We start from the raw sequence: 15,125 nt of genomic DNA on the forward strand, positions 1-15,125 counted from the left end.
TTTTTGTGTCTTCTCAGTCTGCCAATCTCGGGTTCAGTGTGTAGCTCACCGTGATACTGGCTTTGGCCAGCACATGCCCCTCCATGGCCGCCACAATGGCCGCCCCACTGAAGTCATCCTTGACCGGCAATGTGCTCACATCCAGTGCGTAAACGGTAAAGACATAACGATGCACAATGCTGTCGTTCCAGGGCGGACAGGGGCCGTCATAGCCGAAGTAACTCCCTTCCATATCCTCATCACCGGCAAACCAGCTGGTGTAGTCGTTAAGGCCATGCCGCAGACCCTGTGGAGCTGACGGTCCGTTTTTTCCCCGCGGTGTTATCCCCTGGCAATGGCTGCCTTCCATCAACTCGCTCTGGTCAGCGGGAATGTCGAACAGGGTCCAGTGATAGAAGTCCACCCGCGGCAAGTCGGCAGGGACTTCGCGGTCTTCCTGATTCACATCATCCCCCGCACTGGGCACATCCGGGTCATGACAGACCACCGCGAAAGAGCGGGTCCCGGCCGGCTCGCCTTTCCAGGCCAGATGAGGATTGATGTTGCTGGACAGAGCCACATGGTTGTCCGGGTCAATCACTGCGAAAGCGAACTTCTCAGCGATGGGAGCCTGATCGGTGAGGCTGTTACTGAGTAGCTCCATGGTACAACTCCTTAAATCAGTGTTTGCACAGCCCCAACCTTGCAGTTGCGGGCGATAAATTCAACCTGTCATCACCATTTCGGTTCAAGCGATACCGGTCAGCGGGTGCTGGGATAATGGCCGGTACGTAGGAACCTCACCCTGTATCAGTTCACTCTGATACAGACAGAGTTGATCCACCGACAGCAGCCACTGGCCCGTTTGTGGCGCCAGGGCCAGCCCCGGCTTTGCCAGGGTAATGTGCGGCCGGAAGGCCCGCTGTTCTCGCTCTACCCCCTGGCGACCGAGGGATTCCCACAGGGCTTCATGCAAGGCATTGAGGGAACCGGAAATGGTAGTGGTCAGCGCCAGGAAAGGGCCCTGCTGCGCGGGGAAGGGTTCACAGCAATCGAAATCCAGAGCAAACGCCGGAAAGCGGTCGGCCAGCGACTGTAATTCTCCAGATAATCTAGCCACTCCCGCCGGCGTACATTGCCCCAGAAAGGCCAGCGTCAGGTGCAGATTGGGTCGAGGGGTTGCCCGTGGCAATCCCAGGGAAAGCTCCTTGCACTGCCGGGCCAAAGACCCGGTGACCGGTACGCCGACAAAACAGCGCATGAAAAAACCTCCTGTCTATTTAAGCCCAGCCGAGCGGCATGGCTTCAAAGCGGTCACGACGGTAGAATTGCGCCCTGCTCGCCCAGCCAGTGTTAGCCATCAGCGAACGGCAGCCAATCTCGAGGTATCACTATGTCCGGTAAAGTCGGTTTCATCAGCCTGGGTTGCCCCAAGGCCCTGGTGGATTCTGAGCGTATTCTGACCCAGCTTCGCACGGAAGGCTATGACGTCACATCCAGCTACGATGATGCGGACGTGGTGGTGGTCAACACCTGTGGTTTTATCGACGATGCCAAGGCCGAATCCCTGGACACCATTGGCGAAGCACTCAGCGAAAACGGCAAGGTGATTGTCACAGGCTGCATGGGCGTGGAAGAGGACATCATTCGCAAGGTACATCCCTCGGTCCTGTCCGTCACTGGCCCGCAGCAATACGAACAGGTGGTTAACGCCGTTCACCAGGTGGTGCCTCCGAGCCAGAACCATGATCCTTTTCTCGATCTGGTCCCGCCACAGGGCATTAAACTGACTCCCCGCCATTACGCCTACCTGAAGATTTCCGAAGGCTGTAATCACAAATGCAGCTTCTGCATCATTCCCAGCATGCGCGGCAAACTGGATTCGCGCCCCATTGGCGATGTGATGGATGAAGCGGAGCGCCTGGTAAAATCCGGCGTGCAGGAGCTGCTGGTGATCAGCCAGGACACCAGCGCCTATGGAGTGGATCGCAAGTATCAGACCGGTTTCTGGCAGGGCATGCCAGTGAAGACCCGCATGCTGGAAATGTGTCAGGCCCTGGGCCAGCTCGGCGCCTGGGTACGCTTGCACTATGTGTACCCCTACCCCCATGTGGACGACATCATCCCGATGATGGCCGAAGGTCATATCCTCCCCTATCTGGATATTCCCTTTCAGCACGCCAGCCCCAGCGTACTGAAAAACATGAAGCGCCCGGCCCATTCCGAAAACACCCTGGAGCGAATTCGTCGCTGGCGGGAGATCTGCCCGGACATCACCTTGCGCAGCACCTTTATCACCGGCTTTCCCGGTGAAACCGATGCGGATTTCGAGCTTCTACTGGACTGGCTGGAAGAAGCGCAACTGGACCGGGTGGGCTGTTTCACCTATTCCCCGGTGGACGGCGCCTCGGCCAATGCCCTGCCCGACCCGGTGGATCCGGACGTGGCGCAAGAACGCCGCGAGCGCTTCATGAACGTGCAGGCCCGTATCAGCGCCGCCAAACTGCAGAAGAAAATCGGCAAGACGCTGGAAGTGCTGGTGGACGAAGTGGATGAGGAAGGCGCTATCGCCCGCTCTCAGGCGGATGCGCCGGAGATCGACGGCCTGGTGTATCTCAACGGGCAAAGTGAGCTGAAGCCCGGCCAGCGGCTAATGGTGAATGTCGAGCACGCCGACGAGCATGACCTGTGGGGTACTCCGGTACCGTCCGGCCATTGATCCGGTGAACGACCAGCCACTCAAAGGCGCTCTGCTACTGGTCCTCGGTGAGGGTCTACTGGCGGTGATGGCCGCCATGATCAAGCATCTGACCGATCACCTCGACACCGAGGTGATCGTCTTTGCCCGCAATCTGTTCGGGCTGTTGATTCTGATTCCGATCATTGCCTCCCGTGGCGGTTTTGGCCAACTGCGCACCCGCTTTCTACACCTGCACATGATCCGTGGTTTTACCGGGGTCACTGCCATGTTCTGTTTCTTCTACACCATTGGTCACATTGCTCTGGCAGAAGCCGTACTGGTGAAAATGACCGTGCCCTTTTTTCTGCCCATCGTGGCCTGGTTGTGGCTGCGGGAGGTAATCAGTCTGCGCACCTGGCTGGCCATCATCGGAGGGTTTGCCGGGGTTGCCGTGATCATGGATGTCAGCAGTGGCAGCGTGAATCCGGTGATGTGGGTAGCGCTGGCCGGCGCCGCCATCATGAGTGTGGCCAAGGTCAGCATCCGGCGCATGGCCGTATCGGAGCCGGCGCAACGGGTCGTCTTCTATTTCGCCCTGTTCGCGACCCTGTTTTCCGCCCTGCCCCTGCCCTGGGCCAGCACCCTGCCCGCCGGCACCGATTATCTGTGGTTGTTCGCCATCGGCCTGGTAGCCACCGGCGGGCAATACGCCATGACTACCGCCTACCAGATCGCTCGCCCGGGTCAGGTGGGTGTCTACAACTACTCCTCAGTCGTCTGGGCCGCACTACTGGGCTGGATGTTCTGGGGCGAAACCCTGGTACTGACCACCCTGATCGGCACCCTGCTAATTGTCGCCGCCGGCGTCTGGAATCTGAAAAGCCGCTAGGGAACTCCTCAATCAATACCGAAAGACGAGCGTCGAGAATCTATTGGATATTGGCCCGCAGAGAAGGACACGAGGCGACAAAATCCCCTATGCTCGTGGGTCGGCAAAACAACAAACGGGATTTGTGCATGCATTCATTGAAACTCAGCCTGCTGTTGATCAGCACTATCATCCTTTGCGGCTGCGACGGACTGGCCAAATGGGCCTACGAGAGCGGCTTGAGCCTGGAAAAGGGTCGCGCCGGCCTGACAGACCAGACCCTGGAAACCCGCGATGGCATTCAATGGCATCTGCTACGCAGTGAAGGCCAGAACGACAAGCCGGCGGTATTGTTGATTCACGGTTTCGGCGCCGATTCCAGTAACTGGGTACGCTTCGTCAACGAACTGGAAGGCGACTTTCACTTTGTCGTTCCAGACCTGCCGGGTCATGGCGAAACCACCCGTAACACGGAGCTGGATTACACCATGGCAGCCCAGGCCGAGCGCCTGGTGACTCTGATGGAAACCCTGGAAATTCCGGCCTATCACGTAGCCGGCAATTCCATGGGCGGCGCCATCACCCTGGCTCTGGCGCAAGCAGCACCCGAGCGGGTGCTTTCCATGGGGCTGGTGGATTCTGCCGGGCTGACTCGCCAGACCCAGGAGTTCAGCTCACTACTGGCAACCAGTGACAGCAACCCGCTGATACCGCGCAGCCCGGAACAATTCCACACCACGCTAAAGTGGGCCATGGAAGACGCACCTTATATCCCGGAATTCTTCATCGATATCATGGGCGCGAAAAAGGCGCAGAACGCTCCTGTGGCCGACAAGATCTGGAAGGATATGGACACTGACCCGGGAGTCAGCCTTGAAGGCACCGGCAAATTGGCCAGCCTGAAGCAACCGGCACTGGTTCTCTGGGGCCGGGAGGATCGCTTGTTAGGCGTGGACAACGTGGAGGTTTTCCTCAAGGAACTACCCAAAGCCCGGGCGGTGATTCTCGATGGTATCGGCCACGTGCCCATGGCAGAAGCCCCGACCAAAAGCGCCGATGCTTTCCGGGTATTCTGGCGGGAAGCCCAATCAGGCTCCTGATTCTTCTTTACCGTCGCTACGTTGACTGGGCCTGCCGCTGCTCCGGCGGTGTCCAGTCAAACGGCACCTGATAGCTCATCAGGAAACCACCCAGGGTAATCAGTACCCGCGAGATACCGATATAGGAATCGGGAATACTGATTCGCTCTTCACGGAAGCGCTGCATCAACTCCCCCATCGCCGCTACCGGCCCCTGCTGGTTGACCTTGTCAGTCAGCACAAAGAGAGCCAGCTCTTTCAATGTTTCCGGGCTTCCGCCTTTAAAACCTGCCTGAACAAACAGCTCGCCGATATCCACATCCCCTTCAAAGCCCATCAGGCCGTACAGCAACCGTGAGTAACGACGCACTTCATCCGGCGTCAGCACGCCGATGGCACCGAAATCCAGAATCACTACCTGGCCCTGGTCGTTGACCAGGAAATTGCCCGGGTGCGGATCCGCCTGGTAGACCCCGAAACGGGTCACTTGCTGCAGGTAGCTGGTTAACAGTACCGAGAGCAGGTCCCTGGCCTGTTCCGGATTCGCATCCAGGTGGTTACGCAACCTTGCGCCATGTTCCCAGCTGGTCACCAGAATGCGTTCACTGCACAGGTCATCGATCAAATCGGGAATACGAATACGGGCATGATGGGGCTGGCGGGAAAAACGCCGGGTGTTGGCGGCCTCATTACGAAAATCCAGTTCCATGGCGGTCATGATCAGCAGCTGCTCTATAGCCTGCTTCAGATCAAATTCCCGAAACCGGGGTGCAGCAATCGCCGCCAGGACCTCAAACACCTTGGCATCCTGCTCGAACAGTTTCTTCACCCCAGGCAAACGCACCTTGATCGCCACATCGGTGCCGTCTTCCAGGCGCGCGCGATGCACTTGAGCGATGGAGGCTACCGCCACCGGGTTCTCGTCAACCCAGCGAAAAGCGTCACGCCAGTCAGCACCCAGGGATCGTTTCAGGGCAGCGTCAATCCGTGAAAAAGGCACCGGTGCCGCGTCATTCTGCAATTGCTGAAACGCTTCAATATATTCCTGCGGCAGCACGTCTGGCCGACAACTGAAGAACTGGGCTGCCTTCACCCAGAAAGCACCATTACGTCGACACAGGGCAGTGACAATCTCGGCTCCCCGGCAGTGGCGCTGGTGGCGATCATCCTTGCCCACGCCCCCCGCATAGATCGCCGCCACACGGGCCATGGCCGTCAGTGCCCGTAAATACCGGGAACGGCCCCCAGCCAGGCCACTGACGCCGGCGATACTTTTCTTCATCATCAGGCTTTATTCATTATGGTTATTCACCGGAAATCGGTTTGCCCAGAGTAAGCCGCATAGATACGGCTTGAAACCCGTCGGCCTTGACCGTACTGTTTCTAGCTTTGCCGCTGGTGAGCGATTATGTCAGGAACAGTTATACGCGCTGGAGAGCCGCATACCATTCGCACTCGCGGCATTACTCTGCTGCGTTCCGGCCACCGGGAAATCCGCCGCCTGAAACGTGCAAACCACACCCCTTCCATTCATGGCAACAAGGTCTGGAACTCCAGCTTCCTTATCATGGACCACCTGACCCGCCGAAAAATGTCCGCCGAAGAGCATATGATGGATATTGGCTGCGGTTGGGGGCCCCTCTCCATCTTTGCCGCCAAGCGTTTCGGTTGCCGGGTCACAGCCGTTGATGCAGATCCGGATGTGTTCCCCTATCTGGACCTGCATGCCCAGATCAACAAGGTCCGGATTGACCAACAGCAGGATAGCTTCGAGAAGCTCACCCAAAAGCGCCTGGCCGATGTGGATATCATTGCCGGTGCCGACATCTGTTTCTGGGATGAACTGACTCCGGTGCTTTTCAACCTCATCCGCCGGGGACTGCGCAGTGGCGTCAAACAGGTGATCATCGCGGACCCGGGCCGCTCACCGTTCTATGCCCTGGCAGAAAAATGCGAGAATGCCGGGATGGATGCCCGTGTGGTGGAGCGCCGGACAAAAACCCCGAAAGTCCTCAGTGCGGATCTGTTGATTATAAATCGCTAACCCAGCGGCCTGCGATGCACCCAACATGCGGTGCCCGCCGGTGCCGCACTATTGATTTTTCGCACGTCGCCACCATGTTGTTTCCACGCTGAATGGAAGTGACAACATTATGAGCCAAGACGATAGCAATACTGTTGAGCAACCCTCTAGCAGCCTGGCACTGCCTGACCAGCTGAAACCCCAACGCATCTACCTGATTCCCGTCCAGCACCGGCCTTTCATGCCGGGGCTGGTACAACCGGTGATGCTGGACAAGGAACGCTGGCAGGCCACCCTGGAACGAGTCAGTCAGACCCCACACCAGTCGCTCGGGCTGGTCTATGTCGGCGAGAACGACCCGGATTCGGTGACGCCCGAAGATTTCCCGGAATACGGCTGCCTGGTCAAGGTCCATGCCCTTAATGAAGAAAACGACCAGTTCCAGCTGGTGGCCCAGGGCACCACGCGATTTCGTATTGAAAACTGGCTGACCCGCAAGCGGCCCTTCATGACCGAAGTCAGCTACCCGGAGCCCCGAACCGAAGCGGATGAAACCATCCGCGCCTTCGGCATGGCCATTATCAATACCATCCGCGAGCTGTTGCCTCTGAATCCGCTTTACAATGAAGGGCTGCGTCACTATCTACAGAATTTCTCCCCCAGCGACCCTTCTCCGCTGACTGACTTCGCAGCGGCGCTGACCAGCGCCAACGGCGTGGAACTGCAGGCCATTCTGGAAACCGTGCCGCTGAAACCGCGCATGGAGAAAGTCCTCACCCTGGTCAAGAAAGAACTGGAGGTGGCCCGGCTGCAGAGCCAGATTTCCGAAGAGGTCAACGAGAAGGTCAGCCAGCATCAGCGCGATTTTTTCCTCCGCGAGCAACTCAAGATCATCCAGCGCGAGCTCGGCCTGAGCAAGGATGACAAGACCGCCGAAGCAGAGGAATTCCGCGAACGCATGAGCGCCCTGTCGCCGCCAGAATCTGTACAGAAACGTTTTGACGACGAGCTGCAAAAGCTATCGGTGCTGGAAACCGGCTCACCGGAATATGGCGTTACCCGCAACTATCTGGACTGGCTCACCAGCGTACCCTGGGGCCAATACAGCGACGATAATCTGGATCTGAAACATGCCCGGCAGATCCTGGAAGCCCACCACAGCGGCCTGGATGATGTGAAGGACCGGATGGTGGAATTCCTGGCCGTGGGCGCCCTGCGTGGCGAGGTCAAAGGGTCCATTATCCTGCTGGTGGGTCCACCGGGTGTGGGCAAGACCAGCATCGGTAAATCCGTCGCCGATGCCCTGGACCGCAAATTCTATCGATTCAGCCTGGGCGGCATGCGCGACGAAGCCGAGATCAAGGGCCATCGGCGCACTTACATCGGCGCTATGCCCGGCAAGCTGGTGCAGGCTCTCAAGGAAACCGGCACCGCCAATCCGGTGATCATGCTCGACGAGGTGGACAAGCTCGGGCAGTCTTTCCAGGGTGATCCGGCATCGGCCCTGCTGGAAGTGCTGGACCCGGAACAGAACCAGGATTTTCTCGACCACTACCTGGACGAACGGCTGGACCTGAGCCACGCCCTGTTCATCTGCACCGCCAACACCATGGACAGCATTCCCGGGCCCTTGCTGGACCGCATGGAAGTGATCCGACTGTCCGGTTATATCACCGAAGAGAAAGTGCAGATCGCGCGCCAGCATTTGTGGCCCCGAGCTCTGGAACGTGCCGGCGTAAAACGCGGCCAGTTGCGCATCAGCGACAGCGCCCTGCGCCAGATCGTCGAAGGTTATGCCCGTGAAGCCGGGGTCCGTAATCTGGAAAAACAGCTCAACAAAATCATCCGCAAAGCGGCGGTGAAGCTGCTGGCCGGGGAAAAGAAACTGAGCGTGTCCGGCAAGAACCTGGCGGATTTTCTCGGCCAACCTTACTTCCAGACCGAGAAGACCCAGCGAGGCGTGGGCGTGGTAACCGGCCTGGCATGGACATCCATGGGGGGCGCCACGCTCTCCGTGGAAGCCAGCCAGGTGCACAGCAAGCAACGGGGCTTCAAGCTCACCGGCCAGCTTGGCGATGTCATGAAAGAGTCCGCGGAGATTGCCTACAGCTATGTAGCCAGCCATCTGCGCGATTACGGGCTGAGAGAGGAGCGCCTGGATGAAGCCTTTCTCCATCTCCATGTGCCGGAAGGGGCAACCCCCAAGGATGGCCCCAGTGCCGGCATCACCATGGCAAGCGCCCTGCTGTCGCTACTGCTGAAAAAGCGTCTGCCGCGCAAAGTGGCCATGACCGGCGAGCTGACCCTCACCGGCCAGGTACTGGCGGTGGGCGGCATCCGCGAAAAAATCATCGCCGCCCGGCGAGTGGGTATTCGTGAGGTGATTTTGCCGGACGCCTGCCAGCGGGATTTCGATGAACTGCCGGGGTACCTGAAAGACGGACTCACCGTGCATTTTGCCAAGCAGTATGATGATGTCTTTCAGGTACTCTGGGGTAAATGAGTTGAGAGAAACGAGTGATGCGTAGCGAAAGGCAAAAACGGACTGAGGTCCCGGAGTCAGTATCTCTGCGATCTCAACGACGAATTGCCCGATGAATTCACCGGCCGACAAACCCTACTATATCGTGCCCACCTGCCATGAGCGGGTGGGCACGGTGTACAGGGACGAGCATATTTTGCTGGTCAACAAACCGGCCTATCTGCTCAGTGTGCCGGGGCGCGCACCGGAAAATCAGGACTGCGCCGTGCGACGCCTGGCCCGCAAGGATCCAGACATACGCCTGGTCCACCGGCTGGATCTGGATACCTCCGGCATCATGGTGTTCGCCCTGACCCGGCCAGCGCAAAGCCAGCTCAGCCGCCTGTTCCAGCAACGTACCGTGAAAAAACGCTACCAGGCTGTGGTTCATGGTCTGGTGGAAAGGGAGCGTGGCAGCATCGAACTGCCGCTGATTCCGGACTGGCCCAACCGGCCACTGCAGAAGGTCTGTTACGACACCGGCAAAGCCGCCCTCACGCATTACCAGGTACTGGAGCGAGACATTGTCGGCAATCGCACCCGACTGGCACTCAGCCCGGTTACCGGCCGCAGCCACCAACTACGCATTCACTGTCGGGAGCTGGGCCACCCGATCATCGGCTGCGATATGTACGCGCCAGCGGAGATCGAGGCATTGAGCCCGAGACTGCTATTACACGCGGAGTGGCTAGCCTTCAACCACCCGATAACCGGGCTCTGGCAGGAATTCACCTCACCCTGCCCGTTTTAGGGCCGGCTTCGCACCTCAAGCGGTGCTCCTACAGATAGCCGCTAATCCAGGTTTTAGTAGCTATTAACTATTCACTGTTAACTATTAACTGCCTTTTCAGTCCCAATCATCACCGTAGTCGTGCAGCAGCTCTTCCCCGGCCTTGATGGACTTCAGGGCCACCACGGTCAGGTCGTCATAGTAAGCCACGTTGGGCTTCTTGCCGTGGTTGATGAAACGTAGATCGCAGAGCACCCGGTAGCGCTCGTTGCCTTCGTCATCCAGCGATAACACATAAGGGCCATCTTTCTTGGCTACCTTGGTTTTACACAACCCCAGCTCGGTATCTTTCTTTATGCGCTGGGTGGCAAACAGACCACGACCATGGACGGCGCTATGGCGCACTTCCAGTAAATCGTCACGGAGATAGGGTTTTGACATTTTTTCGCACTTTACGTTACTGACACAGCCATGGCATCTTGCCAGAAAAGCGGTAACAGTTGAAAAATTCGATGCAAGGGATGCATGTCATGGGTTTTGCCGATTTTCCGTTTGAGTCACGTTACGTCACGGTGAATGGCCACCGCCTTCACTATATCGATGAAGGTGAAGGACCGGTACTGCTGTTCATCCATGGCAATCCCACCTCCAGTTACCTGTGGCGCAACGTGATCAAACCGCTTCGTGGTCAGTATCGATGTATCGCTGTGGACCTGATCGGTTTCGGCAACAGCGACCAGCCCGATATCGATTACCGCTTCCTGACCCATTACCGCTATCTGGAAGACTTTGTTGCCGCACTGGCACTCACCGATATTACCCTGGTACTGCACGACTGGGGCGGCCCACTGGGTTTTCGACTGGCGCAGCAACAACCCCAGATAGTCAGCCGCCTGTGCTTTATGGAAACCTTCCCGTTCACCTGCGACTGGGATGAGTTCCCCCTGCCCCTGCGCCCGCTTTTCTTCGCCTTTCGACAGGAACGCCTGGGCCGGTTTCTGATTATCAACCGCAATCTGTTTGTCAGGATGGTGCTGCCTTTCGGGGTTATCCGTCACTTGCCGCGCAGTGTACGACGTATCTACCAGAAGCCTTTTCGTCAGCGGGCGTCCCGCTACCCGGTGTATGTCTGGCCCAACCAGCTACCGATCAATGATCGGCAGGATGAAACCTGGCAGGCCATTGAGGAGATTGAAAAGGGACTGGGCAGTATGCCCCAGCCCATGCTGCTACTGCGGTTTCGCCCCGGGGCCGTGCTCGGCCCGGCGCGCATTCGCTGGTTGCTGGAACAGATCCCCAATCTGGATATTTCCGATTGCGGTCGGGGTCTGCACTATGTGCAGGAAGATAACCCCGAGGCTATCGCTGATGCCATCCAGCACTGGCTGCATCCCCTGGCGGAAACCATCGCAGAGCAGATTCCCCCCGCAAATCCGCGTCTGTACGAATCCGACGAGTATGCAGAGCCACTGACCTGGTACTACGGCGAAAGCCGTTATGGTCATGCTCTGGTCGCCGAGTCTGCTCATGGCCTGATCCACTTTGATTTCTGCGACAACAGGGACGATGCGCTGGTCAGATTGTCACAGCGCTTCCCCGCCGCGAGCCTTACCGAGCAACCCACAGCGACATTACTGGCCACTCTGGACCACCCCGATTGCGCACCGACTCCGCTACATCTTTGCGGTACGCCGTTTCAGCGACAGGTGTGGCACTCGCTATTACACATCCCCCCAGGCAGCACCCGCGCCTATGGTGAGATTGCCCGGCAAATTGGCAGCCAGGCCCGGGCCGTTGGCCAGGCGGTGGGCAAGAACCGCCTGGCGATCCTGGTGCCCTGCCACCGGGTCACCCGTGCCGATGGGGGGCACGGCGGTTTCTACTGGGGCACAGCGCTGAAACAGCGGCTGCTGGAACAAGAGGGTACGACAAAAGGAAATTCCCCGTGAGTATTCTCCACACCGGCAAAGATCTGTTGCGCATGAATGAGCTGGCCACCATTCTGCTCAAATACGGCTTTGCCGACGTGATTCGTCGACTGGGCTTGTCCACGCCAGTGGAACATGCCGGCAAGCTGGTACGCAGTTCCATGCGCCCAGACATGCTCCGCATGGGCACCGCCGAACGGCTGCGCCATGCCATGGAAGAGATGGGCCCCACCTTCGTGAAACTGGGGCAGGTGCTGGCCACCCGGGTTGACCTGTTCCCGCTGGACTGGATTGCCGAGTTCGAGAAGCTTCAGGATCAGGCCACCGCCATCCCCTATGAGGAGCTGGTCCCCCATATCGAAGCGGCCCTGGGCAAGCCTCTGGAATCCGCGTTTGCCCGCATCGACTCGAAACCCATCGGGGTCGCCTCCATCGGCCAGGTGCACAGCGGCCTTACCCGCCGTGGCCAGAAAGTGGTGCTGAAGATCCAGAAACCCGGCATCCGCGCCAAAATCGAATCCGATCTGCGCCTGTTGGACCAGCTCGCCAAACTGGCGGCGGACAACTCGGTGGAGCTGCGCCGCTACCGCCCCGTGGAACTGGTGCGCGAGTTCAAACGGTCTTTGACCCGGGAGCTGGATTTCACTATCGAAGCGCGCAACGCTGATCGCATTCGCAAGAACATGCGCTCTCTGAAGTGGCTGACAGTTCCCCGGGTGTATTGGGAGCTGTCATCACAGACCCTGCAAGTGCAGGAGCATATACAGGGCATTCCCGCCCGTGCCACGGACCAATTGGATGCAGAAGGCCTCGACCGGGTTCTGATTGCCCGGCGCGGTGCCCTGGCCGCCTGGAAGATGGCTCTGGAGGACGGCTTTTTCCATGCCGACCCGCACCCGGGCAACTTCATCATCCAGAGCAGCAACCGCATTGCCATGCTGGATTTCGGCATGGTGGGAAAGCTCAGCCATAGCCGCCGCGAGCAGATTCTACAGATCACCCGCTCGGTGGTGTTACGCGAGGCCGAGCAATGCGCAGCGGTGCTCTCCAACTGGTCCGATGGCCAACCGGTCCGCTTCGATCAGCTGGTGTCTGACGTGGAGGACGTGATCAGTCAGTATCACGGTATCTCCCTGTCACAGCTGGATATCAGTGCCCTGCTCACCGATATCACCGCGCTGGTTCGCAACCATAACCTGGTGCTGCCCAGTGATATCGCCCTGTTCATCAAGGCGATTATCACGCTGGAAGGGTTCGGGCGTCTGCTCAACCCGGATTTCGATCTGATGACCGAGGCGGAGCCACTGCTCAAACGCATGATCCGTACCCGTTATTCCCCGGTGCGCCTGGCCAAAAGTCTGAGCCTGCGCGCACTGGACGTGGTGGACAAGGTCTATGCGCCGCCCCACGCCAGCAATTTGCCGCCGCAACAGGAGGGCAGCATTGATCCTCGCCACCTGGAAAGACTGGTGGCACGGCTGGAACGCGGCCAGTATCGGCAGGTCCAAGCATTATTGGTGGCAGCCGGTTTCATCGGCGGTTCACTGATGCTGGCTGGCCGTGTGCCCCCGGCACCATGGGAAATTTCCCTGTTTGGCCTTATCATCTTCCTCGGAAGTGCCGGCTGGGCAAGCTGGCTTATGTTTGTGTCCCGCCGTTTTCTGCGGGAATGGGAGTAACAGAACAATGAAATTTCGACGTCTGATTATGGTTTCCGCCCTTACCGCCGGGCTGGTGGCCTGTGCTACCTCGCCACTGGGCCGCAATCAGTTCCTGCTGATGCCCGCCGGTGAGATGGACCAAATGGGCGCCACCGCCTATGCGCAAATGAAGGAAGAAAAACCACAAAGCAAGAATAGCCGCGAAGTGAACTACGTCCTCTGCGTCAGCAATGCCATTACCAACACGGTGGGTGGCAACCAGCAATGGGAAGTGACCGTGTTCCAGGAAGACAGCGCCAACGCGTTTGCCCTGCCCGGCGGCAAGATCGGTGTCCACACCGGTCTGTTGGGTGTGGCCAAGAACCAGAGCCAACTTGCCGCGGTGATCGGCCATGAGATCGGTCATGTGCAAGCTCAGCACTCCAACGAGCGCATGTCCCTGCAGTACGCCACGCAAAGCGGCATGCAGTTGTTGGGCGCTCTCGCCGGCCAGGACAGTGCAGCCAAACAGGGAGTCATGGCAGCACTGGGGGTGGGTGCAGAATATGGTCTCGCCCTGCCCTTCAGCCGCAAGCATGAAGCCGAAGCCGATATCATCGGCCTTCAGCTGATGGCTCAGGCCGGGTTCGATCCCCGCGAAAGCGTGAATCTGTGGCAGAACATGGCAGCGGCCAATGGTGGTAACGAGCCACCGGAATTCATGTCCACTCACCCTTCCAATTCCACCCGGATTGAAGGGCTGCGAGCCCGTATCCCGGAAGTGATGCCGCTCTATCAGCAGGCACAGGCGGCGGGACGCAAGCCGCAGTGCGGATGAGAAAGGCAATGAACAGTTTACAGTGAATAGTTAATAGCGCGCGGGACCGGTTAACTCTGTCCTGAAATGCAAAAGGCCGCGTCCAAAGTATGGGCGCGGCCTTTTTGCTTTCGGGCTATTTAGTAGCCTTACTCGTGTTACAACGTTGAACTTGCCACTTTTAGCTGTAGTAAGCGTTATCCGTGACAGTGTGATCGGTCTTGTCGCGCACACCGGTCAGGTCCGGCACGCGCTCCTTGAGGGTTTTCTCCACGCCGTCGCGCAGGGTCACATCCACCACGGAGCAGCCCTGGCAGCCGCCGCCGAATTCCAAGACGGCCACGTTATCCTCGGTCAGCTCCAGCAACTGGACGCTGCCGCCGTGGGCCGCCAGGTTGGGATTGATCTCGGCATACAGCACGTAATTGATCTTCTCTTCGATGCTGGCGTCTTCACTGATGTCCGGCACCCGGGATTTCGGGGCGCGGAAAGTGAGCTGACCGCCCATGCTGTCCTTCTTGTAGTCGATCACCGCATCTTCCAGGTAGCGCACGCTCTTGCCTTCCACCCAGGCATGAAAGCCCTCGTAGTCGTAGCGGACGTCGCTGTCTTCCTGCTCGCCATCCGGGCAATAGGCCATGCAGCACTCCGCATGGGGGGTACCGGGACGCTCTACAAAAATGCGCACGCCGATATCGCCCTGATCCTGCTTGCCCAACAGGTCACGCAAGTAATCCTGGGCGGTTTCGGTAATGTCGATCAACTGCTCTGCCATCATGATTCCTGTTCGGGATGAATGGCCACCTGGGGGTGGTAATGCTTTCCTGACTATTTTAGTCAGGTACTCCCCAGTTGCAATG

General features: G+C 58.6%; 14 protein-coding genes. 9 read left to right on the top strand and 5 right to left on the bottom strand.

Features of this window, described 5'->3' with window-relative positions:
- Positions 1–13: 13 nt before the first annotated feature.
- The gene (locus Q0Y02_RS02755; protein ID WP_297764089.1) at positions 14–643 is read right to left on the bottom strand and encodes a YbhB/YbcL family Raf kinase inhibitor-like protein; all 630 of its coding nucleotides are present in this window, start codon (positions 641–643) and stop codon (positions 14–16) included.
- Positions 644–727: 84 nt separating this feature from the next.
- Complete coding sequence (gene thpR, locus Q0Y02_RS02760; RefSeq protein WP_297764092.1) at positions 728–1,240, bottom strand: RNA 2',3'-cyclic phosphodiesterase; 513 nt, start codon at positions 1,238–1,240, stop codon at positions 728–730.
- A gap of 132 nt (positions 1,241–1,372) precedes the next feature.
- Here thpR and rimO point away from each other — a divergent pair, with 132 nt between their 5' ends.
- From rimO to Q0Y02_RS02775, 3 genes are all read left to right on the top strand, one after another.
- Complete coding sequence (gene rimO / locus Q0Y02_RS02765) at positions 1,373–2,698, top strand: 30S ribosomal protein S12 methylthiotransferase RimO (RefSeq protein ID WP_297764095.1); 1,326 nt, start codon at positions 1,373–1,375, stop codon at positions 2,696–2,698.
- Complete coding sequence (locus tag Q0Y02_RS02770; protein WP_297764097.1) at positions 2,661–3,548, top strand: EamA family transporter; 888 nt, start codon at positions 2,661–2,663, stop codon at positions 3,546–3,548. Before rimO ends, Q0Y02_RS02770 begins: the two co-directional genes overlap by 38 nt.
- 128 nt (positions 3,549–3,676) lie before the next feature.
- On the top strand, positions 3,677–4,627 hold the full coding sequence (locus tag Q0Y02_RS02775; protein ID WP_297764100.1) for an alpha/beta fold hydrolase: 951 nt from the start codon (positions 3,677–3,679) through the stop codon (positions 4,625–4,627).
- Between the two features lie 16 nt (positions 4,628–4,643).
- Here Q0Y02_RS02775 and Q0Y02_RS02780 read toward each other — a convergent pair whose 3' ends face one another.
- On the bottom strand, positions 4,644–5,891 hold the full coding sequence (locus tag Q0Y02_RS02780; protein ID WP_297764102.1) for an AarF/ABC1/UbiB kinase family protein: 1,248 nt from the start codon (positions 5,889–5,891) through the stop codon (positions 4,644–4,646).
- Between the two features lie 123 nt (positions 5,892–6,014).
- On the opposite strand from Q0Y02_RS02780, the gene Q0Y02_RS02785 reads away from it, so the two are divergent.
- The 3 genes from Q0Y02_RS02785 (at position 6,015) to Q0Y02_RS02795 (ending at position 9,901) form a co-directional block, all read left to right on the top strand.
- Positions 6,015–6,650 carry a methyltransferase domain-containing protein gene (locus tag Q0Y02_RS02785; protein WP_297764105.1) on the top strand — a complete coding sequence of 212 codons (636 nt, stop codon included), beginning with the start codon at positions 6,015–6,017 and terminating at the stop codon, positions 6,648–6,650.
- 109 nt (positions 6,651–6,759) lie between these two features.
- A complete protein-coding gene (gene lon / locus Q0Y02_RS02790; RefSeq protein WP_297764107.1) occupies positions 6,760–9,132 on the top strand; it encodes an endopeptidase La in 2,373 nt (790 codons plus the stop codon).
- A gap of 91 nt (positions 9,133–9,223) precedes the next feature.
- Positions 9,224–9,901, top strand: a complete 678-nt coding sequence (locus tag Q0Y02_RS02795) for a pseudouridine synthase (RefSeq protein ID WP_297764109.1) — start codon at positions 9,224–9,226, stop codon at positions 9,899–9,901.
- A gap of 96 nt (positions 9,902–9,997) precedes the next feature.
- Here the strand turns inward: Q0Y02_RS02795 and Q0Y02_RS02800 are convergent, their stop codons facing one another.
- Positions 9,998–10,321 (bottom strand): SET domain-containing protein, encoded by a 324-nt coding sequence (locus tag Q0Y02_RS02800; protein ID WP_297764112.1) that lies wholly within the window; start codon positions 10,319–10,321, stop codon positions 9,998–10,000.
- Between the two features lie 89 nt (positions 10,322–10,410).
- Between Q0Y02_RS02800 and Q0Y02_RS02805 the strand changes: the two genes are divergently transcribed.
- From Q0Y02_RS02805 to Q0Y02_RS02815, 3 genes are read left to right on the top strand one after another with little or no spacing between them, the layout of a single operon-like run.
- A complete protein-coding gene (locus Q0Y02_RS02805) occupies positions 10,411–11,829 on the top strand; it encodes a haloalkane dehalogenase (protein WP_297764114.1) in 1,419 nt (472 codons plus the stop codon).
- Positions 11,826–13,487, top strand: a complete 1,662-nt coding sequence (locus tag Q0Y02_RS02810) for an AarF/UbiB family protein (RefSeq protein ID WP_297764117.1) — start codon at positions 11,826–11,828, stop codon at positions 13,485–13,487. Before Q0Y02_RS02805 ends, Q0Y02_RS02810 begins: the two co-directional genes overlap by 4 nt.
- A gap of 7 nt (positions 13,488–13,494) precedes the next feature.
- Positions 13,495–14,286, top strand: coding sequence for a M48 family metallopeptidase (locus Q0Y02_RS02815; protein ID WP_297764119.1), 792 nt, complete (start codon positions 13,495–13,497; stop codon positions 14,284–14,286).
- A gap of 160 nt (positions 14,287–14,446) precedes the next feature.
- On the opposite strand, the gene nfuA is transcribed toward Q0Y02_RS02815, so the two are convergent.
- Entirely contained in the window at positions 14,447–15,043 is a 597-nt protein-coding gene (nfuA, locus tag Q0Y02_RS02820; RefSeq protein ID WP_290538542.1) for a Fe-S biogenesis protein NfuA, read from the bottom strand.
- Positions 15,044–15,125 lie beyond the last annotated feature (82 nt).

Origin of the sequence: uncultured Alcanivorax sp., assembly GCF_947258575.1 — a bacterium.
Taxonomy (GTDB): Bacteria; Pseudomonadota; Gammaproteobacteria; order Pseudomonadales; family Alcanivoracaceae; genus Alcanivorax.

Coding starts and splice junctions, on each gene's coding strand:
- Q0Y02_RS02755 (WP_297764089.1), bottom strand. CDS start 643: ATGGAGCTACTCAGTAACAGCCTCACCGATCAGGCTCCCATCGCTGAG.
- thpR (WP_297764092.1), bottom strand. CDS start 1,240: ATGCGCTGTTTTGTCGGCGTACCGGTCACCGGGTCTTTGGCCCGGCAG.
- rimO (WP_297764095.1), top strand. CDS start 1,373: ATGTCCGGTAAAGTCGGTTTCATCAGCCTGGGTTGCCCCAAGGCCCTG.
- Q0Y02_RS02770 (WP_297764097.1), top strand. CDS start 2,661: ATGACCTGTGGGGTACTCCGGTACCGTCCGGCCATTGATCCGGTGAAC.
- Q0Y02_RS02775 (WP_297764100.1), top strand. CDS start 3,677: ATGCATTCATTGAAACTCAGCCTGCTGTTGATCAGCACTATCATCCTT.
- Q0Y02_RS02780 (WP_297764102.1), bottom strand. CDS start 5,891: ATGATGAAGAAAAGTATCGCCGGCGTCAGTGGCCTGGCTGGGGGCCGT.
- Q0Y02_RS02785 (WP_297764105.1), top strand. CDS start 6,015: ATGTCAGGAACAGTTATACGCGCTGGAGAGCCGCATACCATTCGCACT.
- lon (WP_297764107.1), top strand. CDS start 6,760: ATGAGCCAAGACGATAGCAATACTGTTGAGCAACCCTCTAGCAGCCTG.
- Q0Y02_RS02795 (WP_297764109.1), top strand. CDS start 9,224: ATGAATTCACCGGCCGACAAACCCTACTATATCGTGCCCACCTGCCAT.
- Q0Y02_RS02800 (WP_297764112.1), bottom strand. CDS start 10,321: ATGTCAAAACCCTATCTCCGTGACGATTTACTGGAAGTGCGCCATAGC.
- Q0Y02_RS02805 (WP_297764114.1), top strand. CDS start 10,411: ATGGGTTTTGCCGATTTTCCGTTTGAGTCACGTTACGTCACGGTGAAT.
- Q0Y02_RS02815 (WP_297764119.1), top strand. CDS start 13,495: ATGAAATTTCGACGTCTGATTATGGTTTCCGCCCTTACCGCCGGGCTG.
- nfuA (WP_290538542.1), bottom strand. CDS start 15,043: ATGATGGCAGAGCAGTTGATCGACATTACCGAAACCGCCCAGGATTAC.